Source organism: Psychrobacter sp. Ps6 (assembly GCF_022129235.1).
In the GTDB taxonomy this organism is placed as follows: domain Bacteria; phylum Pseudomonadota; class Gammaproteobacteria; order Pseudomonadales; family Moraxellaceae; genus Psychrobacter.
In genome coordinates this window covers 232,604-258,146 of sequence record NZ_JADQAI010000004.1, presented here as the reverse complement: position 1 = coordinate 258,146, position 25,543 = coordinate 232,604, and the positions used below count along the sequence as shown (strand labels likewise).

21 protein-coding genes and 1 tRNA gene are annotated in these 25,543 nt (G+C 42.7%); 5 read left to right on the top strand and 17 right to left on the bottom strand.

All coding sequences use genetic code 11. The features are described 5' to 3' along the window. Positions 1-14 precede the first annotated feature (14 nt). Entirely contained in the window at positions 15-1,292 is a 1,278-nt protein-coding gene (locus tag I3255_RS06980) for a hypothetical protein (RefSeq protein ID WP_238038170.1), read from the top strand. A 143-nt stretch (positions 1,293-1,435) separates the two neighbouring features. Here I3255_RS06980 and I3255_RS06975 read toward each other — a convergent pair whose 3' ends face one another. Next, positions 1,436-2,674 (bottom strand): argininosuccinate synthase, encoded by a 1,239-nt coding sequence (locus I3255_RS06975; RefSeq protein WP_238038169.1) that lies wholly within the window; start codon positions 2,672-2,674, stop codon positions 1,436-1,438. Positions 2,675-2,967: 293 nt separating this feature from the next. Between I3255_RS06975 and pyrC the strand changes: the two genes are divergently transcribed. The 3 genes from pyrC (at position 2,968) to I3255_RS06960 (ending at position 5,589) form a co-directional block, all read left to right on the top strand. Then, on the top strand, positions 2,968-4,038 hold the full coding sequence (gene pyrC / locus I3255_RS06970) for a dihydroorotase (RefSeq protein WP_238038168.1): 1,071 nt from the start codon (positions 2,968-2,970) through the stop codon (positions 4,036-4,038). Between the two features lie 164 nt (positions 4,039-4,202). Continuing rightward, complete coding sequence (gene rnt / locus I3255_RS06965) at positions 4,203-4,982, top strand: ribonuclease T (protein ID WP_238038167.1); 780 nt, start codon at positions 4,203-4,205, stop codon at positions 4,980-4,982. Positions 4,983-5,513: 531 nt separating this feature from the next. Beyond that, positions 5,514-5,589 (top strand) — tRNA-Glu (locus tag I3255_RS06960). A 287-nt stretch (positions 5,590-5,876) separates the two neighbouring features. Here the strand turns inward: I3255_RS06960 and I3255_RS06955 are convergent. The 11 genes from I3255_RS06955 to I3255_RS06905 all read right to left on the bottom strand — a co-directional run bounded on the left by I3255_RS06955 (position 5,877) and on the right by I3255_RS06905 (position 20,071). Further along, positions 5,877-6,485 carry a BLUF domain-containing protein gene (locus I3255_RS06955; RefSeq protein WP_201599519.1) on the bottom strand — a complete coding sequence of 203 codons (609 nt, stop codon included), beginning with the start codon at positions 6,483-6,485 and terminating at the stop codon, positions 5,877-5,879. A gap of 357 nt (positions 6,486-6,842) precedes the next feature. Beyond that, complete coding sequence (gene ispD, locus I3255_RS06950) at positions 6,843-7,577, bottom strand: 2-C-methyl-D-erythritol 4-phosphate cytidylyltransferase (RefSeq protein WP_238038166.1); 735 nt, start codon at positions 7,575-7,577, stop codon at positions 6,843-6,845. A 130-nt stretch (positions 7,578-7,707) separates the two neighbouring features. Continuing rightward, positions 7,708-8,016, bottom strand: a complete 309-nt coding sequence (locus I3255_RS06945; RefSeq protein WP_058024088.1) for a septum formation initiator family protein — start codon at positions 8,014-8,016, stop codon at positions 7,708-7,710. Positions 8,017-8,177: 161 nt separating this feature from the next. Then, on the bottom strand, positions 8,178-9,494 hold the full coding sequence (gene eno, locus I3255_RS06940) for a phosphopyruvate hydratase (protein WP_238038165.1): 1,317 nt from the start codon (positions 9,492-9,494) through the stop codon (positions 8,178-8,180). 325 nt (positions 9,495-9,819) lie between these two features. Beyond that, complete coding sequence (locus I3255_RS06935) at positions 9,820-12,177, bottom strand: cation-translocating P-type ATPase (RefSeq protein WP_238038164.1); 2,358 nt, start codon at positions 12,175-12,177, stop codon at positions 9,820-9,822. Between the two features lie 347 nt (positions 12,178-12,524). Then, positions 12,525-12,749, bottom strand: a complete 225-nt coding sequence (locus tag I3255_RS06930; protein WP_238038163.1) for a cation transporter — start codon at positions 12,747-12,749, stop codon at positions 12,525-12,527. A 232-nt stretch (positions 12,750-12,981) separates the two neighbouring features. Next, entirely contained in the window at positions 12,982-13,236 is a 255-nt protein-coding gene (locus I3255_RS06925; protein WP_238038162.1) for a heavy-metal-associated domain-containing protein, read from the bottom strand. Between the two features lie 27 nt (positions 13,237-13,263). Further along, on the bottom strand, positions 13,264-14,139 hold the full coding sequence (kdsA, locus tag I3255_RS06920) for a 3-deoxy-8-phosphooctulonate synthase (protein ID WP_238038161.1): 876 nt from the start codon (positions 14,137-14,139) through the stop codon (positions 13,264-13,266). Positions 14,140-14,355: 216 nt separating this feature from the next. Beyond that, a complete protein-coding gene (locus I3255_RS06915) occupies positions 14,356-15,990 on the bottom strand; it encodes a CTP synthase (RefSeq protein ID WP_238038160.1) in 1,635 nt (544 codons plus the stop codon). A gap of 192 nt (positions 15,991-16,182) precedes the next feature. After that, on the bottom strand, positions 16,183-17,274 hold the full coding sequence (locus I3255_RS06910; RefSeq protein WP_238038159.1) for a porin: 1,092 nt from the start codon (positions 17,272-17,274) through the stop codon (positions 16,183-16,185). 598 nt (positions 17,275-17,872) lie between these two features. After that, complete coding sequence (locus tag I3255_RS06905; RefSeq protein ID WP_238038158.1) at positions 17,873-20,071, bottom strand: malate synthase G; 2,199 nt, start codon at positions 20,069-20,071, stop codon at positions 17,873-17,875. Positions 20,072-20,788: 717 nt separating this feature from the next. Between I3255_RS06905 and I3255_RS06900 the strand changes: the two genes are divergently transcribed. Beyond that, positions 20,789-21,445 carry a tRNA-(ms[2]io[6]A)-hydroxylase gene (locus tag I3255_RS06900; RefSeq protein ID WP_238038220.1) on the top strand — a complete coding sequence of 219 codons (657 nt, stop codon included), beginning with the start codon at positions 20,789-20,791 and terminating at the stop codon, positions 21,443-21,445. Positions 21,446-21,631: 186 nt separating this feature from the next. Here I3255_RS06900 and I3255_RS06895 read toward each other — a convergent pair whose 3' ends face one another. From I3255_RS06895 to ppk1, 5 genes are all read right to left on the bottom strand, one after another. Next, a complete protein-coding gene (locus tag I3255_RS06895) occupies positions 21,632-21,826 on the bottom strand; it encodes a hypothetical protein (RefSeq protein ID WP_238038157.1) in 195 nt (64 codons plus the stop codon). Between the two features lie 133 nt (positions 21,827-21,959). Continuing rightward, positions 21,960-22,319, bottom strand: a complete 360-nt coding sequence (locus I3255_RS06890) for a hypothetical protein (protein WP_238038156.1) — start codon at positions 22,317-22,319, stop codon at positions 21,960-21,962. Between the two features lie 72 nt (positions 22,320-22,391). After that, entirely contained in the window at positions 22,392-22,640 is a 249-nt protein-coding gene (locus tag I3255_RS06885) for a hypothetical protein (RefSeq protein WP_238038155.1), read from the bottom strand. Between the two features lie 82 nt (positions 22,641-22,722). After that, positions 22,723-22,893 carry a hypothetical protein gene (locus tag I3255_RS06880; RefSeq protein WP_238038154.1) on the bottom strand — a complete coding sequence of 57 codons (171 nt, stop codon included), beginning with the start codon at positions 22,891-22,893 and terminating at the stop codon, positions 22,723-22,725. A gap of 337 nt (positions 22,894-23,230) precedes the next feature. Continuing rightward, the gene (ppk1, locus tag I3255_RS06875) at positions 23,231-25,474 is read right to left on the bottom strand and encodes a polyphosphate kinase 1 (RefSeq protein ID WP_238038153.1); all 2,244 of its coding nucleotides are present in this window, start codon (positions 25,472-25,474) and stop codon (positions 23,231-23,233) included. Positions 25,475-25,543: the final 69 nt, after the last annotated feature.

Below are 25,543 nucleotides of genomic sequence, written 5' to 3'. Positions count from 1 at the left end.
GATGCTAGCAGATTATGACGACTATTTCACCGACACGTGTGTCGATGTATGATTTTTTATATCATGATACCAAGCCTATGCTGCCACTTTTGGCTGATGCCGCACAGCTCTCATTGCCACAAGCGAGGCTCGCAATGGATGCCAGTCTACAAGCCATTGTGAGTGCGCTTCTTGCCTATCAGCAGCAACATCAAGGACAAGCACTCAGCAAAAGACTATTTGGACGTGCTGCTGTCAAAGAGTTACGACAATACAACTCCATGAATTTTGCGACTCTTAAGGCGACGTTATATCACCGAAACGATGCGGCAGACGCCGTTTTTAATAACAGCGCCCGTGTGATAAAAATCAGTGATCATATTGCTGAAGATATTCATGCAAAAACGCAGCAAGTTCAAATCTTACTCACCTCTTTATGCGTGATTGTCCTTCGAGAATTGGCTATCTTGGCAGAATACAGTCAACTCGATAGTGACGAGATGAATAAATGGTTCGCCCTACAGCCACAGTTTTTGTCCGCAGCACGCTTTAGCAATGAGCAAACGCAAGCAGTGCCTACTGTTGAATCAGAGCGTGCTAACAGTGAGCCGGCCACACTGACAGAGTCTATAGAAGACAAAGAACCTTTGGAAAATCATACAGATAGTACAGAGCTCAAGCTATTAAACGCTGAGCAGCTATCAAGCACCCCGCCACCTTTTGATAGCCACTGGTACGAGTTGACAGGGTTCGAGCCTAAAAACCATGAACCTGTACAAGACATGCAATTAGCAACGGGTAATTACCTAAAAGCCATTGGTCGCTCACCGGATAACTTGCCGCAGGGTCGTCATAACGACATGCTGGTATTTGAAGAGATGCACGCTATTGCTTTGCCACATCAGCGTTGGTTGCTGCAGCTGGCAAAAATCTCTGATATTTATCTTAGTCGAAATCGCCTGCGCATCAACTCTGAACCCGCCAATCCACCAAAGCCGCCTTTGGTAAGCTTAGGATTGATCGGTGGCAATAATGACAACACGCCAGCGACAACGAGCGAAAAGCCGATAGAATATGACGCTTCAACGCCGCTTTGGAAAAACCCTGTCATTCTTATTATTATGCTTGTCATTGGTGTACTGGGGGCGCTTGCTACGCTCAAATATCAATCGCAAAAATCTGATGGCGTCGTGCTTGCCACCGAAGAGATATTAGCACAAGATATCACTGATGAACGTCAGCAACAAGATGTCGCTATTGTGAGAATGGACGATGAAGAGTCTGATACGGCAGAGACAGCACAAGCTCAATAAAGACATGTGATTAATAAAGTGATGTTCAAAACAGAGTCTTGATAGAAACGCATCAGCCATAAAAAAAGAGGCGCTATTTATATAGGCCTCTTTTTTATTGCTGTTGAGCTAAATGTTTAATTAACTACGTACAATCGAAACGCTTATTTAGACAAATCACGACCACGGCTAGCTTCGATAGCCAAACGTAGACCATTTAGACGGATAAAACCTTCTGCGTCTTTTTGATCGTAAGCACCCGCATCATCTTCGAAAGTTGCGATTTTTTCGTCAAATAACGAATCATCTGACTTGCGACCGACGACGCTCACAGCACCTTTGTATAATTTTACACGTACGGTACCGTTGACGTATTCTTGTGATTTGTCAATCAATGCCTGTAGCATCATACGCTCAGGGCTGAACCAATAGCCGTTGTAGATGATTTTTGCATAGCGTGGCATGAGCTCATCTTTTAGATGGGCGGCTTCACGATCAAGCGTTAATGACTCGATACCGCGATGGGCTTTTAGCATAATCGTGCCAGCTGGCGTCTCGTAGCAACCACGTGACTTCATGCCAACATAACGGTTTTCGACGATATCTAAACGACCGATACCATGTTTGCCGCCGATTTCATTCAGCTTAATCATGACTTCATAAGGCTTTAGTGCTTCGCCATCGATAGCAACGATGTCACCTTTCTTGTATTCTAGTTCTAAATATTGCGCTTCATCAGGCGCGTCTTCTGGGCTGACAGACCAGCGCCACATATCTTCTTCTGCTTCAGTGTACGGCTCTTCTAGAACGCCACCTTCATAAGAGATATGTAGCAAGTTGGCATCCATTGAATAAGGAGATTTTTTCTTATTGCCCGCATAATCAATTGCGATGTCATGCTCTTCGGCATATTGCATCAAGCTTTCGCGGCTTGATAAATCCCACTCACGCCAAGGAGCGATCGTTACCACGTCTGGTGACAAAGCGACAGCACCTAGCTCAAAACGAACTTGGTCATTACCTTTACCAGTCGCGCCATGGCTAATGGCATCGGCATTGTGTTCTCTAGCAATCTCAACCAAACGCTTAGCGATTAGTGGACGGGCGATAGACGTACCGAGTAAATACTCACCTTCATAGATAGCATTGGCACGGAACATCGGGAATACGTAATCGCGGGCAAACTCTTCGCGCAAATCTTCGATATGGATGTGCTTGATACCCATTGCTTGAGCTTTGGCTCTTGCTGGCTCAACTTCTTCGCCTTGACCGATATCAGCGGTAAAGGTGATCACTTCCGCATCATAGGTTTCTTGCAGCCATTTAGCGATGATTGAGGTATCAAGACCACCTGAGTATGCCAATACGATTTTATTAATATTTTTTGGATCAAGTTGAGCCATGAAAAACTCCTGTTATGAGAATTTAGTTTTAGTAAACGCGCTAAGATCAAATCGAAAGCAAGTTAAAAAGAAATTACCTGCTCAGTGTACATCATATTTACTATAGGCAAAAGTCTAACTGCCATAAGGCGTGTGCTTTTGGCTTAAATCTTAAAAAGGGTTAAATAGTACTCAATGAATTATGTATAGATATTTCGCCTTATATTTAGTCAACTGGGCAAATCTGTTATGATAGTCGCACAGTATTATCCTCTTTTTTTCCTTTATTTGACGATATAGAGCGCTTTGACACTATGACTGATTCGATTAGAGAATTAACCATCCTTCAGCCAGATGATTGGCATATTCACTTGCGCGACGATCAGGCTTTGAGCACGACCGTACCGCACGCAGCAGGTAGTTTTAACCGTGTGATCTGTATGCCAAACCTTGTGCCGCCAGTCAAAAATGCACATGATGCACAGGCCTATCGCGCGCGTATCATGGAAAGTTTGGCAGCAAGCGATTTAAGTCTTGAGCGAAAATCAGCCTTTGATCCACGTATGACTCTGTACTTAACGGACAATACTACTGCCCAAGATATCGAGTTGGCCGCACAGTCAGGCATCGTACAAGCGGTCAAACTTTACCCTGCTGGAGCGACCACCAATTCTGCCGATGGTGTTACCAACATCAATGCCTGTGTCGATGTGTTTGAAGCACTAGAAAAGCACAATTTACCACTATTGATACATGGTGAAGTGACGCAAGACCATATAGATATCTTTGATCGCGAAAAGCGTTTCTTAGACGAAGTACTGGCACAAATCATCGTCAAATTCCCAACATTAAAAATCGTGGTAGAGCATATAACGACCAGTGATGCAGCGGATTTTGTATTGGCTCAAGGTAATCATGTTGCTGCTACTATTACGCCGCAGCATTTAATGTTTAACCGCAACCATCTATTGGTTGGTGGTATCAAACCGCACTTTTATTGTTTACCGATTTTAAAGCGTGAAAGCCATCAAAAAGTCCTGTTGGATGTGGCCACGAGTGGTAATCCGAAATTTTTCTTGGGTACCGACTCTGCGCCACATGCTACCGACAAGAAAGAAGCCGCTTGTGGCTGTGCTGGCTGCTATAGTGCAGCGACTGCCTTACCGTTATACGCAACCGCTTTTGATAGTGTGGGCAAAATAGACAAGCTAGAAGGGTTCGCCAGTCGTTTTGGTCCGCAATTTTATGGCCTACCTGTAAATGAGAGTACCATTACACTCGTCAACACCCCTATGCAAGTGCCAACTGACTACCCTTATTTTGATGACGCTTCTCTGACGCCGCTCATGGCAGGTGAAACACTGCCTTGGTCGCTTAAGGTTTAGTAGCCACACAGCCTAGCACTGACAAAGCAACTTATTATTTTTTCTATAATGCCAATGATACATTTGTACTAAACCTCCTTAGTGCAAAGGCGTTATCGATGTTATGAAATAATGATGTGCAATTCCATATACCAGCACGACTGATAAAAGTGATTGAACTTGATATGACCAATCAAAATACAGCAACCTTGCCTGACGCAGATGTCTCAAATTCTACAGATGATGACCTGAACGTAATCCCAAGTGCTGCTACTCAAGACAAGAGCGACGACGAACAAACACCCTTAAGTCTAAAAGACCGATTTCGTAAGTTTTTGCCTGTCGTTGTCGATGTTGAGACAGCGGGTTTTAATTCTCAAACTGATGCGCTATTAGAAATCGCCTGTATCCCTGTATTACTTGATGAGCATGGCGTATTTTATCCAGGTGAGGCATTCAATGCTCATATTGAGCCATTTGAGGGTGCAAATTTAGAGCCCAGTGCCCTTGCCTTTACTGGCATCGATCCTAACAACCCAATGCGCAAAGCCATTGCTGAAGATGAAAAAACGGCCCTTCGCCGTATCTTTAAAGGCTTAAAAGAAGTACGCCGCGAAGAAGAGTGCCGTCAATGTGTCCTGATTGGACACAACGCGCATTTCGATTTGGCATTTCTAAATGCAGCTGTGCTACGCACCAATAGTAAGAACCACAATCCTTTTCACAATTTTTCAGTGTTTGATACCGTGACTTTGTCTGCATTGGCATTCGGACAAACTGTACTAGCACGGGCATGTAAGGCAGCAGGACTCGAGTTTGATGGTAAAAATGCTCACTCAGCACTGTATGACACTCAAAAGACAGCCGAGCTGTTCTGTCACATACTTAATAATTATCCTATGCTCGCTAATGCAATGCACCATGAAGAGGCTAAAGAAGCATCAGCTGATAACGATAGTGAATAAGTCACATATCATATATTGCCAATCATACATAATAGTGCTATTTGTAATACTTGCTGACTTTGACATCTTGATTTGATAATCAATAGGGATATGATTGATATCACGATAAGCAGATGGAATTATTTTGTATGATAATAAATGTCATATTTTTGGACGGCTAATATGACTACTTATGATGAATGTCGTGCTTAAGCGATGCAGTTATATCCTATAGATAGTTCAAGTTGCTCACTCTGCCTTGATAGCGAATACTATCGAGGCCTAATAGGAGGGACTTTATTATGGATCCACAACTCAAGTTATGGGGAACCATCCTAGGCTATATGTTGCTCGCTTTAACTATTAGTGCTTGTACTTCCCTATGGATTCGGTATCATTTAAAGCGCAACGATCTCCATCCTCGCCGTGCAATTAAAAAAAGATATTTAATTTTAAAAAGACGTAGAAAAAGGCTTGACAGGAAACGCAGACGCTATTAAAATACGCACCACTTCAGCATAAATGGTGAAAGCAGTTGAAGTGATGTTACTAGTCCCCATCGTCTAGAGGCCTAGGACACCGCCCTTTCACGGCGGTAACGGGGGTTCGAATCCCCCTGGGGACGCCACTATTTGGCGTCACTTGTTAGCACTCAATAAGACTAACAATGGTACCACCAAAAAACCCACTCATAATATATTATGAGTGGGTTTTTTTATTTCTGCTCTTAACATCCAAACTATTCTTAATCTCCAAGCTATTTGTTTGAATAAAAAAGCCAGCATTAAATCAATGCTGGCTTTTTCTTGCTTGTCTGCTCAACTGGATATAATTAGTATTTAGCTCGATGAGCAATCGTATTAATATACTTAAAATTATAAGAGAGTTAACTCCTATGATGATATTATCTATCGATTACAGCATTAGCCATAGTAATGTGGCAGCTATCATCAGGCCGAGTACCGTCTGAATTAAAAAGAATGCCTGATGTTGACCAACGACCTTACTCAACGTCACGCCTAGAGTATTATACTTAATAGGTGCTGTATCGATGTTGCCTGTTCTATTCTGCTCTTCATAATACTCTTGCAAAATATCTAAGAATTTCTGCCACTCATTAGCATTCCAATCATAAGGCTTAAATGGCATCAGTTTTTTGAGCTCAGACTCTTTAGTCATCCAGCGCTCAAGTGTAATAGAGCGTAATGACCAACTGCCAAAACGGCGCTTTGTGATTTCCGAGAAGTCTAAGATTTCTAATTCTTTATGTCGATCATCTGTTAGCAATCGGTTTTTTAGATTTGTTAGTGCTTGTTCTGACCCTTCTACACATTGCAAAAAGTATCCATTGCCATAGCAAAGAATACCGGTAATGTTATCGGCGTGGTTACGCTCAACTGCGGTCTCTGAGATGTCATTAAGCGTGCTAGGACTTGAAAGACCAGTAGAAGTAATCCGGCTTATATATACAAGCTGGCAGAGATCTGTCGTTACTGGATTTGTCGAATCGTTGATTGTTGACAATCAGCTTCTCCCTATTATTAGGTAAATGTCGCTAAAACAATCATACTAACTTCAGAAAATATAGAGATAACATCACTAAATGTAATAACTTTCTCTGATATATTATTGATTTTATAAGTTTTTATATTAATTGTATTAAGTTAGTTACATCATAGGTTAGATTGGTCATCAAAGCAACCTCTTATTAATTAATAACCTTGCTTATATACAAAAAACATGTTTTAAATATATATTATATATTAAATTAATATATCTTAACTTCCATTGAGGCTCGAACTTTCCGTGAAATTGATGCGATATTGACAGTCATTACCTTGAGCTATCTGATATAAATACGAAGCAAATCTATAAATTTGATTAATGTGAGGATTGGATATTAAGAATTGCTGCCAGTAAAATGGCATCATCAGGATACGTAAGCTTGATGTTTTGTCGACTACCAGGTACCAAACGTATAGGTAGCTCTAAGTGTTCAAAAGCACTGGCTTCGTCTGTAATGCTAAGCTGATGTTCAGATACATAGCGTAGGACGCGTTTCAGCTGACCTAAACGAAAAACTTGCGGGGTTTGTGCTTGCCATATGTTGCTACGGTCAATAGTGCATTTCGCATAAGGAATAAGTCTATCTTCCTCAGTAGGTGTGGTTTGCTGATAGGATGTCTTCAACGTATCGGCCACCGGTGTCGCTAAAATAGCACCATAAGGCTCCATCATCGCCGCTTTGATAACTTGCTCGACATCCACACTCGGTACAGCGGGACGTGCCGCATCATGAATGAGTACCAAATCTGAATCATCGGCGCCTGACTGACTGATGGCCTCTACCCCTGCCTGTACTGATTGCCAACGCTCGGTCCCGCCAACTGCGTAATATATAGGAAGCTCAAACTCTAACTCCTGCGCTGTGCTATCGTCTGCTGCTACGACCAATAGACATTTATTAATATAATTGCTATGGCTAAGCCTAGCCACGCTGTGCTGCAATAACGTCTGACCTTCTAGCATTGTATATTGCTTGGCGATAGACGCACCAAAACGACTGCCGCGACCAGCTGCGACGATCATGGCATGTATATTAGGGGTTTTATTCATAGTGTGATACTCATGGTTGAACCCATGACGATATATTTACAGAGAGATAGTGAAAATGATAAGAATGACGGATAGCTTTATAATCAATGATAATGCTTGATATCACATCATACAGATCGATAGCTAAAGTTTAATAGCTACTATGTGTCGTTGGTGCAGTTGATACTTGGACAAAAGTTTCATTTGGTTTGATTAATCCCAAATCTAAGCGAGCGTGCTCTTCTACTGCCTCAAGTCCAGTTTTTAGATCTTGAACATCGGTACGTAATAGATTGTTTGCTGCCACTTGGTTGTCATTTAAGCGTTGTTGCTCTTCAATTTGAGCCGTCAACTTGTTATGTTCAAAATGGCCATTTTCTCCCAGCCAATACTGATATTGCAATCCCAAAAGCACTGCAACGGCTAAAGCAAGTAGTATAAATTGGCTAAAATATTTCATAAGGTGACAACGCCAAACAACATAGAAAGAATGAGATTAAAGTTTTAAGATGATTAGGCGATATACAAATGATTATATATCGCCTAGATTCAATGATAAGTTCGACTTTTAAGCTTATACTTTTTGACGCATATTACACGTTAAAAAGCCAAGTCTGTCTGTTAACCGCGTAGACCGATAAACTCTTCACGGCCACGGTAGCTTGCACGTACTTGCTGCTCGATGCGTAGTAATTGGTTGTACTTAGCAACGCGGTCTGAGCGGCATAGTGAACCGGTTTTGATCTGACCGGCAGCGGTACCAACTGCTAAATCTGCGATGGTGCTGTCTTCCGTTTCGCCTGAACGATGCGAGATGATGGTTGCGTAGCCATTTTTCTTCGCCATATAAATCGCATCTAGCGTTTCTGACAATGTACCGATTTGGTTGAATTTAATCAGAATTGCATTGGCAATATGCTTATCGATACCTTCTTGCAAGATTGTAGGATTGGTCACGAATAGATCATCACCGACCAACTGGACTTTATCGCCAATCTGCTCGGTCAGATACTTCCAACCATCCCAATCTGACTCATCAAGACCGTCTTCGATAGAGATAATCGGATATTGACGTGCTAGCCCAACGAGATAGTCTGAGAACCCTTGGCTATCAAAGGCTTTATTGCCTTCGCCTGCCAAGACGTATTGACCATTTTTATAAAATTCACTAGCCGCACAGTCTAGCGCAAGATGAATATCTTCGCCCGCTTTGTAGCCGACTTGTTCAATCGCTTGCATGATGACGGTGATGGCTTCTTCGTTGCTACGTAGATTTGGTGCAAAACCACCTTCATCACCAACGGCAGTGTTTAGCCCTTGTGATTTCAATACAGACTTTAAGCTGTGGAAAATCTCCGTTCCGGCACGCAGCGCTTCTGAAAAGCTGGTAAAGCCAACTGGCTCAATCATAAACTCTTGAATATCAACTGTGTTATCCGCGTGCTCGCCACCGTTTAAGATGTTCATCATTGGCACAGGCATGGTCAATGACGTCTGATTACGCAAGTTAGCAATATACTGATGCAATGGCAGATTCTGTGACTTGGCAGCCGCTTTGGCAGTAGCAAGTGACACTGCTAGCATAGCATTCGCACCAAGGCTTTCTTTGTTTTCTGTGCCGTCTAGCGCAATCATGGCATCATCAATGGCCTGCTGTTCAGTCACATCTTTATCAATCAAAGCACTACGAATCTGACTGTTGACGTTAGAAACGGCTTTTTTGACGCCCTTACCCATATAGCGAGATTTGTCGCCATCACGTAACTCAAGCGCTTCACGTGAACCTGTTGATGCGCCACTTGGCGCCGCAGCACGGCCGACAGTGCCATCAGCTAAGATCACATCAGCTTCGATAGTTGGGTTGCCGCGCGAGTCTAAAATTTCACGAGCGCGAATGTCTTTAATTGCGGTGACGTTGTTGGTTTCTTCAGCGTACATAATGTCTGTTAATTCCTTTGGTCATGCCAAGTTTGTGAGATAAATAACGGCAGCTAGCATACAAAAAAGATAAAGCAAAATATCATATAGCCAATACACCTAGAATCCCTTCAAGCCTTTCTGCCATATGACTATATTTGCATATGATGGAAAGCTTATTGAACAGATTAACGGTTGGCTATCGTGCTTGGCATCATAGCATATATTTTATCAAACTTCCCTTATCTTACACTGACTTGCGGTCATAAATATCATCATAGATAGGTATATCTCATATAATTGTTTGGTCTGCGTTGACAAAAAATCAGCGCTAATACAGCAATTATTATTTCACCAAACGCGTTTCATTGGTGTGCGGGGCAGATACCGTATTATCTAGCTCAACCTCTGTTTTAAAGCGTGTCAATCGTAGCGCATTCATCAAAACTGAGATAGAACTAAGCGCCATAGCAGCAGCCGCAATCATCGGATTCAAAAATCCAAACGCAGCAAGTGGAATACCAAGGCAGTTATAAATAAAGGCAAAAAACAAATTTTGCTTGATATTGCGTAGCGTTGCTTGAGCGATTTTTTGCGCGGCATCGATATGCATGAGCGACTCACCCATCAAACGGGCAGAAGCGCTGTGCTGCGCGACGTCAGTCCCTTCAAACATTGCAAAACTGGCATCAGCGGTGGCCATTGCTGGCGCATCATTGACACCATCTCCTGCCATCGCCACCTTATGACCAGCCGTCTGCAATAATGCAATTTGGCTAGCCTTATCACGTGGGCTCATCTTGCCATAAGCCTTATCAATGCCCAACTGCCCTGCCACATGGTCGACAACGGACTGCTTATCACCACTCATCAAGATCACATTGATACCAGCATCTTGTAGCGCAGTGATTGCTTTTGGCGTGTCCGCTTTCAAGTCATCAGCTAGTGCAAACGCGCCGAGTGGCTCATCATTAATACTAATCGCAACGGTACTGGCAATTTGCCATACTTTTGGCATAAATCTTGGCAACGTCAAGTTCGCAAACTCTGCCGTACCAACTTTTATCAGCCCAAGCCCTTCGATATTCGCTTGTATACCAGCACCTTTTATCACACTGACATCAGTCACGTTTAATAGAGACAATTGACGGTCTTTAGCAGTATTGATCAGAGCTGTTGCTAATGGATGACTGGCGTGCGCCTCGACACTGGCTGCAATTTGCAATACATCGTCAACGGCCAGTGACTTATCCACCATGACCTGATCGACGATAGTCGGCTTACCAATGGTCAGCGTGCCAGTTTTATCGAGCACTACTGTATCAATATTACCTGCCGCCTCGAGACTTTGCGCGTCTTTGAACCAAACACCGTGACGCGCAGCAACCCCCATACCTGCCATTATGGCTGCTGGCGTGGCCAAACCAAGCGCACAAGGACAAGCAATGACCAATACCGATACGGCGTGCATCAAGGCAGTATCGATCATGCCTGTCAGCCACCATGTTAGGCCAAAAGTAACCAAAGCAATGGTCACTACAATTGGCACAAACACTGCGGTCACTCTATCAGCCAGCCTCGCCAAGTTAGCTTTTGAGCCTTGCGCATCACTCAGGGCTTGTACCATATCACCAAGCTTGGTGTCACTACCCTTGGCACTCACACGATAGAGCAAGCTACCATTCTCCACCAAAGCACCTGCCAGTAATCCATCACCTACTTCTTTTTTGAGCGCTATTGACTCACCTGTTAAGTGACTCTCCACGCACCAGCCGCTACCATCTGTGACGATACCATCGGTCGCAACACGGCTGCCTTGCTTAGCACGTAAAATATCGCCTATTTGCACATCAGACAGTGCAATGTTATGAAAATCACCATTTGGCTGCTGCTGCTCGACTTCATCAGGCGTCAATGACAGTAATAAATCAATGCTGTTGAGGCTATGCTTCTTGGTACGTTCCTCCAAGTATTTACCAGTCCGCACAAAAGCAATAACCATCACCCCTGCTTCAAAATATACGGCTGGGCTATTACTAGCAACGTGTCCGCCCATGTGTCCACTTTGCAAGAGGCTACCCAAAGTGCCATCGCCGTGAGTGAGCCACAGATAAGTTGAATATGCCCATATCGTCACGGTACCAATCACCACCAGTACATCCATATTGGCAAGACCGCCTTTGATGGATGACCATGCGCTCTTATAAAATGGTAACGCAAAGCCGAACTGTACAACCGTTGCTAAAATAAACTGAATCCAAATGGGCGGCATCCACGCCATTCCAACCCCCACCAACATGCCTGCCATGCCCACCAAAAATGGCACCAAACACAACCATAAACCGATCAATCGCCATGGATATTGGGTGGCTGTGTCTTCATCTGTTTTTGCAAATAAACTGTCGCTGGCCTGTAGATTGGCAACAAAACCCGTCTTGTTTACCCATTCTGTGACCTGTTCTGGCGTCGTTTGCGTCGGATCATAATCTACATTTGCCGTCTCACCAGCAAAATTCACACTCACTTCATACACCGAAGGCTTTTTATTCAGCACCTTCTCAATCCGTGAACCACAGGCCTGACACGTCATGCCATCAATCGCCAATTGCAGATGCGCACGTTGCGGTGCAAGTGGCGTATTTGATTGAATGTCAGTCTCGACATCGTAGGATTCATCACTAGTGGTACGGGTAGTATCATTCATAAAAATAACTCTTTATAGCGTCTATATGTCCATAGAAGCCATAATAAAATATCAGTGGATTAACAAAAAAAATCAAATGAAACAAGTAAAACACGATAACAATCAGTACGAGTACGCTGTTTAGACTATCCAGTGATTATAGACAGACATATTGCAATATATTCAGGTAGCGCCTATTAGATGGTCACAACCATCATCTATTCAAGTAAGCCCCTATCATTTAGTAAATAGCAGCAAACTAGGACAGCCATGGACGTAATCTATAATCGGAATTTTTAATCATTAAAAAAACCAGCTGTCATGCTAGTAATAACATGATGGCTGGTTTTTTTAATAAATGATGCAATCTATGAATTAGCGACTGTTGCCTCAAATCCAGCATCATTAATAGCCGAAGCAATGGCCTCTGCACTGGTTTTGCTATCATCAAAGGTGACCGTCGCTAGATTATCAGCTAGATCAACGGTGATCGTATCTAAACCGTCAATGTGGGCAGTAGCAGTATGTACACTTGCCACGCATCCGCCACAAGTCATGCTATCGATTTGAATAATACGTGTTTGGCTTGCCATGGTTGGCTCCTTACTTTTATTAGTGAAAAGTAGCCTTGATAGCTGTTATTCAATATTTACTTTTCAAAATCTATCAAAGCGCCACCAAGTAAGCATAAGCCCTATCATCAGCGACAGCAAGACACTTTGGTTGTTGCTTTATTAACGAGATGCTATTAAAAAGACAGCAACTTATTAATAAAAACCTGAACGCTACTCATTGCTTATGTAGCATCCAGATCGTCCATATATCTTAGTCGTTATGATGCGGATTTTGCGGCGCATCGATAGGAAATGGCTGAGTCACATAATCAACCATACTAATCGCCGCTGTTAAGGCATGAATACTCGTATCCGTATCATCATAACTGACCGTTGCAACATCATGCACAGGATCTAGATCGATAGCGGTCACGCCTGAGATATTTTTAAGAGCGGTCATGACGCTATCTAGACCATCTTCATCGTCGATATTTTCTATACTGACTTTTGCCATCTGAATTGCCATTGCCTAATCCTCTTTCCACTCACCGTATCAATGCGTATCTAACACATCGAAGCCTTTGACCAAATCATCAATTTGCTTGAGCTGACGCAAAAAAGGCTCTAGCTGGCTCATGCGCAGCGCACATGGCCCATCACATTTCGCCGCTTCTGGATTTGGGTGCGCCTCTAAAAATAACCCTGCCAATCCTGTTGCCATACCTGCACGTGCCAGTGTGGTAATCTGCTCACGGCGGCCGCCTGCACTATCACTACGCGCGCCTGGCTGCTGCAAGCTATGTGTCACGTCAAAAAATACAGGGATATCCATCTGCTTCATGGTGTCAAAACCTAGCATATCGACGACCAGATTGTTATAACCAAAGGCGCTACCACGCTCACAAAGTATTAGCTTATCATTACCGCCTTCTAGGCACTTATTGACGATATGACGCATCTCATGAGGGGCTAAAAACTGCGCCTTTTTGATATTAATGATGGCATCTGTTTTTGCCATTGCATGGACTAAATCCGTCTGACGCGACAAAAAAGCAGGCAGCTGAATAATATCGACGACTTCAGCGACTGGTGCTGCTTGATGCGGCTCATGTACATCAGTGATAATCGGTACTTGGAATTTTTCTTTGATTTGTCCGAGCCAGTCAATCCCTTGCGCAAGTCCAGGCCCTCGGTATGAATGCAGGCTTGAGCGATTGGCTTTATCAAAACTCGCTTTAAACACATAGCCGATACCCAAGCGCTCACATATCTCAACGTATTGCTCAGCAATCTCAAACGCCAACTCTTTAGATTCTAAGACGTTCATCCCACCAAATAATACAAAGGGTTGATCATTACCAATGTTGATCGTCTCGTTATTAGGCGTGTTAAGTGCAATGTGTGATTGCGCCGTTAATAGGTTTTCCATTTAGCCGTTACCTCTTATCTTGTTATGAATATGCCTGCCCCCTATTGTAACGGATAGCTTAATGAAAAAAAGTATGCAAGCGTAATTAGATAGCATCAATATCGATAATCATTGAGCAACTATTTGCATTGCTCAAAATTGAGCCAAAAAAAAGACCGATCCGAAGATCAGTCTTTTTTATAACAAACGCTTTCAATGTACACTACATTCTGAGAACTATTTTGCTTCGCTGTGGTTCTTCGCAGCTTTGACAAAGCTGTTAAATAGTGGATGACCGCCACGTGGCGAGCTAGTGAACTCTGGATGGAACTGTACCGCAACGAACCATGGATGCTCGCTAATCTCAACCGACTCTACCAAATGCTGTTTGGCAGAATAACCAGAGATGGTCATACCTGCTTGCTCTAATGGCTCAATATAACGGTTGTTCATCTCATAGCGATGACGATGGCGCTCAGTGATATTGTTAGCACCATAAATCTGACTTAGCTTGCTACCAGAAACCAATTCGGCTTGCTGTGCGCCTAGACGCATCGTGCCACCAAGGTCTGAGTCATCACTGCGAATCTGTAGCTCGCCGCGCTCATCTAACCATTCGGTGATAAGCCCGATGATAGGCTCAGCTGTCTTACGATCAAACTCAGAAGAGTTGGCATTGATATTAAGTACATTACGCGCATACTCAATCACAGCCAACTGCATACCAAGACAAATTCCTAAATATGGCACATTATTTTCACGAGCATAAGTGATGGCTTTTATCTTACCCATCGTACCGCGCTCACCAAAGCCACCTGGTACTAAGATAGCATTGGCATCGTTTAGGCGAGAAAATAACTGCTCATCACTCTCTAAAAGTTCAGCATCGATATAGTCAATCTTCACATCAACTTTATGCGTGATACCTGCATGCAGCAATGCTTCGTTGATAGATTTATAAGCATCTGGTAGCTCAACGTATTTGCCAACCATCGCAACAGTGACTGTTCCTTCAGGATTGAGCTGAGCTTCAACCACTTTATCCCAATCGCTCAAATCCGCTTCGGGCACGTCAAGACCAAAACGCTCACAGATGAGATCATCAAGGTCTTGCTCATGTAATGTGCGCGGTATTTGATAGATGCTTTGCGCATCTTCACACATAATGACCGCACGCTCTTCAACGTTAGTGAATAGCGCAATCTTACGACGGTTATCTTGTGAGATATGGTGATCAGAGCGGCAAATCAAGATATCAGGCTGTAGACCGATAGAACGCAGCTCTTTTACAGAATGCTGTGTTGGCTTGGTTTTGGTCTCACCGGCACTGGCAATATAAGGTACTAGAGTAAGATGCATCAGCATGGCTCTGTTACGGCCAAGCTCTACTTGCATCTGACGTACCGCTTCCATAAATGGAAGTGATTCGATGTCACCAACCGTACCGCCGATCTCGATAATCGCGATATCATAGCCTTCGCCACTGGCCAAAATTTTACTTTTGATTTCATCGGTAATATGCGGAATAACCTGTACCGTACCGCCCAGGTACTCACCGCGGCGTTCTTTATTTAAAACGTTCTGATAAATACGGCCGCTAGTAAAGTTATTACTTTTACTCATTTTTGAGTGACGTAAAAAACGCTCATAATAACCCAAATCCAAATCTGTCTCGGCACCATCTTCGGTGACGAACACCTCACCATGCTGAAACGGACTCATCGTACCTGGATCGACGTTGATGTACGGATCCATTTTGGTCATCGTGACAGTCACGCCACGTGCTTCTAAGACCGCTGCAAGAGAGGCTGCGGTGATACCTTTTCCTAGTGAGGACACTACCCCACCGGTCACGAATATAAACTTGGTCATAGTACTCTGTCGGTAATTGGTAAAGAAGGATTTTACTAAAAATACGCCATAAAATATAGGGCAAAAATGCAAACTATCTGAAACTCTTATTTTTTACGCTGATAATAAACATTTTTCTACTATTAAAACGCCATACAATAAAAAAACTCACCCCGAAGGATGAGTTTTTTAGATCAAATTCTAATATTTATATTAGAATCTGTATTCTAGGCCAGTACCGAGAGCGAATACTTCAGCATCACCAACAGTATCTACCATGTTGTTATTTAGATCTGCAGCTTGAGTGCTAACATTGTCAGCTTTGTTCAAACCAGCATAAGCATGCATGATGACGTTGTCTTTAAAGAAGTACTTACCGCCAACAACGATCTGATCTGAGTCTGAATTTTCGTTACCATCTAGGCTTTCAGTGTTGTTATATTGAACATAAACGTTTGCTGGGCGAGCAAAGTTGTTTAAATTCATACTCGCACTCAGAACCAAGCCTTTTTCGTCTTCTGAAGAGTAGTCAAAGTCAGCTTGTTGATATAGAGCACCTAGCGTTACTGGATAGGCCATATATTTACCTAAATCTACAGTAGCCGTACCACGGATAATCTCACCGCCACCCTTGCTGTTATTAATGTTTTGGTCTTTGTCATAAGCAAGACCTAGAGTATAACCAGTACCTTGATCAAAGGTCAACGCCGCGCCGTAACCATCATCATTATCGCTAGCACCATTGTCTTCGTTAGCATCAGAGCTATACATGACTGCTAGATTTAACGGTAGGTTGTTATATTTAGGTGCTTTCCAGACGATAGAGTTATTGATACGACCACTATCAGACATGTTTAGACCAGCAAGTTGTTGGTTGCTGTTAAGGTTGTTGCTACCTAAGTTGTCCCAGTAACCTTCGTTAACAATAACGTTGTTGATGTAATCTAGTGTCGATTGGTTACGACCAGCGCGAATTTCACCGAAGTCTTTGTTTACAACACCAAGGTAAGTATCACGGCTTTGGAAAGTACGATCTTCGCCGTCAACACGGACGCCATACTCTAACTGATAAACAACATCAGTGTTGGCAGTCATTGCTTCAGAGCCTTTTAGACCAATACGTGAGCTGTATGAGTTAATTTCTACGGTATCTTCATCACGATCAAAAGCATCATTAACGTTTGAATCAAATTCACCATTGACATAATCAGCACTTAAAAATGCTTTACCATAGACAGTTGGTGCTGCATTTGCTGCTGATACAGATAGGGCTGCGATTGCTGTAGCTAAAAGTAGTTTTTTCATGGGGTGTCTCCACTTTACAATTGTAGTAATGAGCAAGCTGTTATTAGCTGGCGCCCATAATGGTATCGTCACAAATCCTCAAAGATATAATGTGTAACTGGCTACCGAGATTAGTCAGAAACAAGTGTGGCGAATCTTTATTACAGTAAGATGAAAAAACAATAATTTACACGACTGGGATTAAGATCGTAACTGCCGTGTACTTTTTTGTCTTTATCAGTCCGTTGCGTAACATCCGTTACCAAACTCATACTTCGAGTACAAGCATAACAACTTTGACATAATTTGCAACATATTTTTTCGCTTTTTCGATACACACAGTATCAAATGACACGTCGTCTATAAAATCCAAATAGCCACAAGAAAAAGCGCTATCTACTCAAGCAGATAGCGCTTTTATTGATTAATATCATTACTTATAGTATTAAAGTTTTTTAATAAGAACAAAAAAATAGCGCTACCTATTGATAAATAAATAGCGCTCATGAAGAATCGACTGGCGTATTTATGACATATTTAGCGTCACAAACGAGCAAGATTAGATACTATGCCTTAGGCTTCGGCATACACTAAAACACTTATTGCTCAGCCGGCCTCTCTAAGCATTGGCTTTTAAATCAAGACGTGCTTGATGCAACAATGGCTCAGTATAGCCACTAGGTTGCGCACGTCCCTTGAAGACCAAATCACAAGCTGCTTTAAATGCATAAGAGTTATCAAAGTTATCTGCCATTGGCTGGTAATCACTATCACCTGCATTTTGCTCATCGACGACTTTTGCCATACGTTTCATCGTATCCATCACTTGCTGCTCACTTACCACGTTGTGATGCAACCAATTGGCGATATGCTGGCTAGAGATGCGTAAGGTAGCACGATCTTCCATCAAGCCGACATCGTTGATATCAGGTACTTTAGAACAGCCAACGCCTTGGTCTACCCAGCGTACCACATACCCCAAGATACCTTGAGCATTGTTTTCAAGCTCTTGCTGCTTCTCTTCTTCGGTCCAATTGGTGTTCTTTGCTAATGGAATGGTCAAAATATCATCTAAGCTCGCACGCTCACGCGATTTTAGCGTGTCTTGTACATCGGCTACGCTAACTTGATGATAGTGTATGCTGTGCAAGGTAGCACCCGTTGGTGATGGTACCCAAGCCGTACTGGCACCAGATTTAGGATGAGCCGCTTTGGTGTCCATCATCTCCTTCATTTCATCAGGTTTGGCCCACATGCCTTTACCAATTTGAGCATGACCTTGCAAACCAGTCTCTAGACCGATATCGACGTTCCACTGCTCGTAAGCGGGTTGCCATGCTTGCGACTTCATCTCGCCTTTTGGCACAAATGGACCAGCATTCATACTGGTATGCATCTCATCACCAGTACGATCTAGGAAACCTGTGTTAATGAAGATAACGCGCTCTTTTGCTTGGCGAATCGCTTCTTTTAGATTGACCGTCATACGGCGTTCTTCGTCCATGATACCGATTTTGAGCGTATTGCGTTCTAGACCCAGCAAGTCTTCTGATGCATTGAATAAATCATTAGCCATTTTGACTTCTTCAGGGCCATGCATTTTTGGCTTAACAATATACATTGAGCCTTGGCGTGAATTTGATAGCTCGTTTTTGCCTTTGATATCATTGAGTGACAATAATGGCGTGATTAAACCATCCATTAACCCTTCAAATATTTGCTCTTGACCATTGCCTAAATCAACCAAAATTGCGGGGTTCTGCATGAGATGACCCACGTTACGAATCAGCAATAGCGAACGTCCCGGTAAAATTAGTTTGCCGCCATCAGGTGTATTATATTCACGATCTGGGTTTTGTTTGCGAGTACGGGTTTTGCCACCTTTTTCAAAAGTCTCTTGTAAATCGCTATTCATCAAACCGAGCCAATTGCGATAGACTTCCACTTTTTCTTCTGCATCTACAGCAGCGACCGAATCTTCACAATCTTGAATTGCAGTCATGGCTGACTCAAGTAGCACGTCTTTGATATTTGCTGGGTCATCTTTGCCAACTGGATGATTGCTATCGATCTGAATCTCGGCATGCAAGCCATTGTTCTTTAATAGAACTCCCGTAGGCGCTTCAGCGTTACCAACGAAACCAATAAATTTACTGGTGTCTTGTAGCGCGGTAGTGCTATCGCCTTGTACAACCTCAAGCTGACCATCGGCAATCTTGAAGCCAGTCACATCATTATATGACCCTGATACGAGCGTGAAATGCTCATCTAGGAACGCTTTAGCATAGGCCACAACCGCAGCGCCGCGAGTTGGATTATAACTACCAGTCGCTTCTTGACCGTTATCATCACTGATTACGTCAGTGCCATATAAAGCATCATATAGACTACCCCAACGTGCATTGGTCGCGTTAAGTGCATAACGAGCATTACGTACTGGTACGACCAGCTGCGGACCTGCGATATGAGCAATTTCGTCATCGACGTTTTTCGTACTGACCGTAAAGTCATCACCTTCTGGCAGCAGATAACCAATCTCTTGCAAGAACGCCTTATAGGCTGGATAATCGATTTCGCCATTTTTTGCAGGGTTATCTAAATGCCACTGATCAATCTGTGCTTGAATCTTGTCTCGAGTTTCTAGCAATGCTTTATTACGTGGCGTAAACTCCTTGATAACCTTCTCAAAACCTGACCAATAACTGTCTGAATCAACACCAACTTTTGGCAGCACTTCGTTTTCAATAAAGTCATACAACTGTTGGTCGATGGCAAGGATGCCTTTTTGAATGCGATTGGCGTTAGAAGACTGGCCCATGTTGTTATCCTTATCTATTGGTGAGTATTGGTAATACTAAATTGCTACAGCGACTATTTAAGACTCGATATTTTTATCAACAATTATTCATAAAATAAAAGATATCATTGCTACATATGGTATTTGATGCTGATAAATAATTATTTGTTAAAGAGGTTTTTATCATTCCTCAAATAGACTGTATAAACCTTCTGTTTTGATACGAGAATTGCCATTGGTATAATGCTTGCCATTATCTACTAAGTGCTATTGATAGCAAGGCACTGTGGCTAAAGAGCAAAATCTCATCCTACTATCAAATAATAAAATAAACAAGCAAACGCCATTTAGCAAATAAATATTGGGATTGTATAATAATGATATCGTATAAGATATAAGCCTTACAGACCATGAATACTATCTAGAAATTAATGAACGCTCAGTTGAGACTAAACTGTAAGTAATCATTACCATCTATAGTTAGATTTAAATACTACCCATTATTTAGGCAACTTACTTAGCCGTATTAACTGTAATCCATTATTTTGAAAGCATCTATAAATTAGCTGCTTTAAACTCTCATTTATAAAAAAGCCCTTTTAGATTATGACTATAAACCAGCCCGACCTCTCATCCTTACAATCATCAGCGCATGGTACTGATCACTACGATATGTATAATGATAATCTTGCAAAAGAAGCGTCCCTTTCACCAGTAAATGTCGTTAACGAAAGCAGTATGGACGTAGAGGAAGATAGCGTCGATATTACGCATCTACGTACTCCTATAAAGGTAGATCTATCCCCTGTTTATAATTTTTTGGGTGCGCGCACGACGCAAGCTTGGGTAGATGCCGCTATCGAGAACTTACCACTGATCATTCAGGATCATGCCAACTGCGAAAAGAAAGCCGCAGGCACCGCGATGAATTTGATATTTCGTTATGAGTTCTCTTATGATTTACAACGTAAATTGGCACAGCTTATACGTGAGGAGATGCTGCATTACGAGCAAGTGCTAGGCATCATGAATGAGCGCGGTCAGGACTGGAAGTATCTGAGTGCGGGTCGCTATGCAAAGGGCATGTTGAAGCATAAGCGCACTTATGAGCCAGCAGCGATGGTAGATGTATTGATAATCGGTGCATTTATCGAAGCGCGCTCTTGTGAGCGTTTTGCAGCGTTGGCTGAAGTCATTGATGATGAGCGCTTGGCAAAATACTATCGTTATCTGCTAAAGTCAGAGAGCCGCCATTTTGAGGATTACCTTGCGCTTGCCCAGTCATTATCAGATGACAATATCGATGAGCGCGTTGCGTTTTTTAAAGAAGTAGAAGCTGAATTAATAGATAGTCCAGACGCTGAGCTACGCTTTCATAGTGGCACGCCTGCCTGAGATCCACTTTTGACTGATATACGTTTATAACTGATATACGCTTATAGTTCATTATAACGATAAAAGGCACTACAATTGTCAGAGCATACGACTCAGACAATTGCAGTGCCTTTATATTGATACTTAGAAAAAAATACTAAGAATGTCAGTACTCAGATATTAATAAGCATCATTGTGTTTATTGTTTTACTTATTATCTTCCATCAATGAGCTATCGTACTGTTTATCACTCTTAGCCACATTATGTGGATCGTGATCTCCAGCTGCTTTGTCTGCGGCCGCTGGATTTACTTTTTGTAGAGCGTCATCTGGTACGATACCATTATTATCATCTGCATCTTTTAGACGATACTCGTCAGTGACGGGCTTTTCGTTTGGCATATTTGTCTTACTCCCTATTATTATAACTATCCATCCAATGTTATAAGCGTCTTCAACTATTATCTAAATAATGTAAATATCAGTCAATAATTACGCAAATATCATAGCTCTTTGCTCAATTCTCTATTTCGATCTAGTCTTTGTCATCAGGATTTAAGGTTCGAGTCTGAGCATTGTCAACATTGGCATAGCGATTCATATTATTGATATTTTCGCTATCTGGAGCCTCACTACCAACGGTCTCTTCATTGATGTTGTCATCAAAGCCATTACCCGGTTGATCACGGCGATCTGGTTGGCGCGCTGGGTTATCGTTTTTATTAACATGCTCAGACGTGACTACCCCCTCTTCAAAAGTATCCGTGCCTTTGTTTTCAGTGATATTTTCTTCCAACTCATCATGGTTGTTGACCGTTTGAGAGCCATCAACTGTCTCATGAATATCAGTTCCTGCCGTTATACTTTCATTTAAAGCGAGATCTCTGGTTTCCATTATCTTATCCTTATCGTTATTATAATTATTACTCAGATCATTAAGAGATTAGCATAGCGTTGCTATCAACGGTTAATTGTCTTCTTGACTTAAATCATAAGCATTTAGGTCTGAGACATTTTTACCGCCTGCAGGTAAATTCTCTTCTTTACGCGGATCAGCATATATCTCATCAGTTTCTTGTGAGTCTTGTTCAGGGCCATCTATCTGCGGCTCGTGCTTGCGCCCTTCATAGCTTCCCCTAGGATTTTCTGGTGCAACTGCTGCTGGATCATCCACAATTACTTGTTCTTCAGTGGTTGTCTTTTCTGGAGTGGACATAGCGTCTTCCTTGCATTTTTATTTGTTATTGCTACCTGACTGGATACTTGAACTGATCTTTCTAAAAATGCTAGATCAGCTATTACTTGTCAGTACGTAATTCGTCGTCAATAAAAGGGGTACGCTCTTCTGGATTAAGGGACTCAGGAGCGTCGGCTGTCTTTTTGTCTTCTAAGTTCTTTTCGATTTCCTGACCATCTGCTTGCTCAGCCGCTTTTTTGATATCTGAATTGTCGTTGTCAGTAGTACTCATAATGCATTCCTTGTTTTTATTGTTTATTTACCTTAAAGGTTCTGTAGCGCTGTATGAATATGTGTTCAAGCATTCTTGGACAAAAGAGTTATCAAGCTTTTGATACAACATATTAAAATGCGCCTGAACTGGTATCAATTATAGGTAAGATATTGTGAGCTGCACCAGTGTGCTGCCGTATCAATATGTGAATAAATGTGAGGTTGCAAGACAGTTTGTAACTTTTACAGCGCATTACCCAAAAAAACCAAGCATTGATATGTACCATTGCTTGGTTAAATAGTGTTTGGCTAAGTAGTGTTTGGTCAAATGATAAAGATAGGCCTTAATTAATCAGTTAGCTAGACTCTTCAACACCATTAATTACTTTTAGTAAATGCTCTTGTGCAATGTGTGGCGTCTCACCTGCTGCTGGCTGAAGCTGCTGCCAAACGCCTGTGCCATCCAGTGTCCATGCTTGTGTATTGTCTTGTAGATAGTTGAGTAGCCCATCCTGATAGATTTGTTTAAACAGCTTTTTGTTTTCAATCGGGAACGCGACTTCGACGCGATGGAACAGATTACGATCCATCCAGTCTGCACTGCCACAATACAAACGCTCATCACCGTCATTATAGAAATAATAAATACGGGTATGCTCCAAAAACCGACCAATGAGTGAGCGTACAGTGATGTTCTCAGATAAGCCTTTGACTTGCGGACGCAGACAACACATAGAACGCAGGATTAGCTCGATTTTGACGCCTGCCTGCGACGCATCATACAATTTGTCAATCAGACGACGCTCAGTGAGCGCATTAGCTTTGACGATAATATGAGCGCGCTTACCTGCTTTAGCATGAGCAATCTCATCATCGATAAAGCTCATCAATTTTTCGTGCAAAGTAAACGGCGCATGTAGCAGTTTCTTAAGATTGGCAGGCTTACCCATGCCTGTAAGCTCTTGAAATATCTTATGGACATCTTCTGAGATATCAGGATCGGCGCTAAACAAGCCATAATCGGTATAAACTTTGGCATTGGCAGCATGATAGTTACCTGTACCTAAATGTATATAACGGCGGATTCGATCCTCTTCACGGCGGACGATGAGCATGAGCTTGGCATGGGTTTTGTAGCCAACAATACCGTACACCACGACTGCGCCTGCTTCTTGCAAGTAGTTAGCGACGGCAATATTAGAGGCTTCGTCAAAACGTGCACGCAACTCGATGACAGCCGTGACTTCTTTGCCATTACGAGCGGCGGCGGCCAGTGCCTTAACAATCTCTGAGTTGGTACCTGAGCGGTATAGTGTTTGCTTAATTGCCAACACTTTGGGGTCGCTAGCTGCCTGCCAAAGCAAATTGATAATGGGAGAAAATGCATGAAACGGATGATGCACGAGCACATCGCTTTTGCGCATGGCAGCAAACATACTGGTCGATTTGTCTGACTTGTCCATCTCTCGGCGAAATGCTTTGGGTATGGCGTGGGTAAATGGCTGATAACGCAGCGCTGGGATATTAAAATCAAACAGCAGGCGCGTCAGATTGACGGGGCCATTGACACGATATAGCTGATTGTCATGCAGTTCAAACTCATTGAGCAAGTACTCACTGATATGCGTCGGACAATCAGTTGTCACCTCAAGACGTACCTTATCACCGAAACGGCGGTTTTCAAGCTCACCTTCTAGCGCTTTGGCAATATCTTCCACATCATCTGCCAAATCCAGATCCGCATTACGCGTCAGTCTGAACTGATGACAACCCGTCACACTCATACCAGGGAACAGCTCACCGATATGCTCATGAATGATAGCGGATAGCATCACATGATGCTCTTTACCACCCGTCAGCTCATCTGGCAGACGAATCACACGCGGCAGACTGCGCGGCGCTGGCACAATCGCCAAGTTGATGTCGCGGCCAAAAGCGTCTTTACCTTCTAGTGTGGCGATAAAGTTCAAGCTTTTATTCACCAAACGCGGGAATGGATGCGCAGGATCAATGCTAATCGGCGTCAATACTGGCACGACCTGCTCAGTAAAGTAACGCTTCATCCATGCGGACTGCTCGGCATTGAGCTCATCACGTTTTAGATAGCGGATATCTTCGAGTGCAAGGGCGGGTAAGATATCCTCATTCAGAATGCGATACTGCTCATTAATGGCGTCGTGAGTGATCACAGAGATCTCGTTTAACACCTCGCTTGGACGCATACCATGCGCACTGGTCGATACATCACCGATATTGAGCTTTTGCATGATGCCTGCAACACGAATCTCAAAAAACTCATCAAGGTTGGACGAAAATATAATCAGAAAAAATAAACGCTCAAGCAGTGGATGTCGAGGGCTGGCTGCCTGCGCCAATACACGCAGATGGAACTGTAATAAAGACAGATCTCGATTGATATAGCTGCTGGGTGAATAGCTGCCGTCTTCTGAGCGTTGCCAGTCGATGTCGGCCAGATCATTATGGCTACTGCTTACGCTAATATCTTTATTAAAGTTTTCATTGTTATCTTCACTGACACTGTTAACGTCGATCATATCGTTAATATCACCACTGTTCTCATTATTATTTATCTCTACCACGTTACTACTCCTTTTGCGTTATCGATACGCCATCATCTTATATATCGTCTTAAAGGTTATTAACTATTA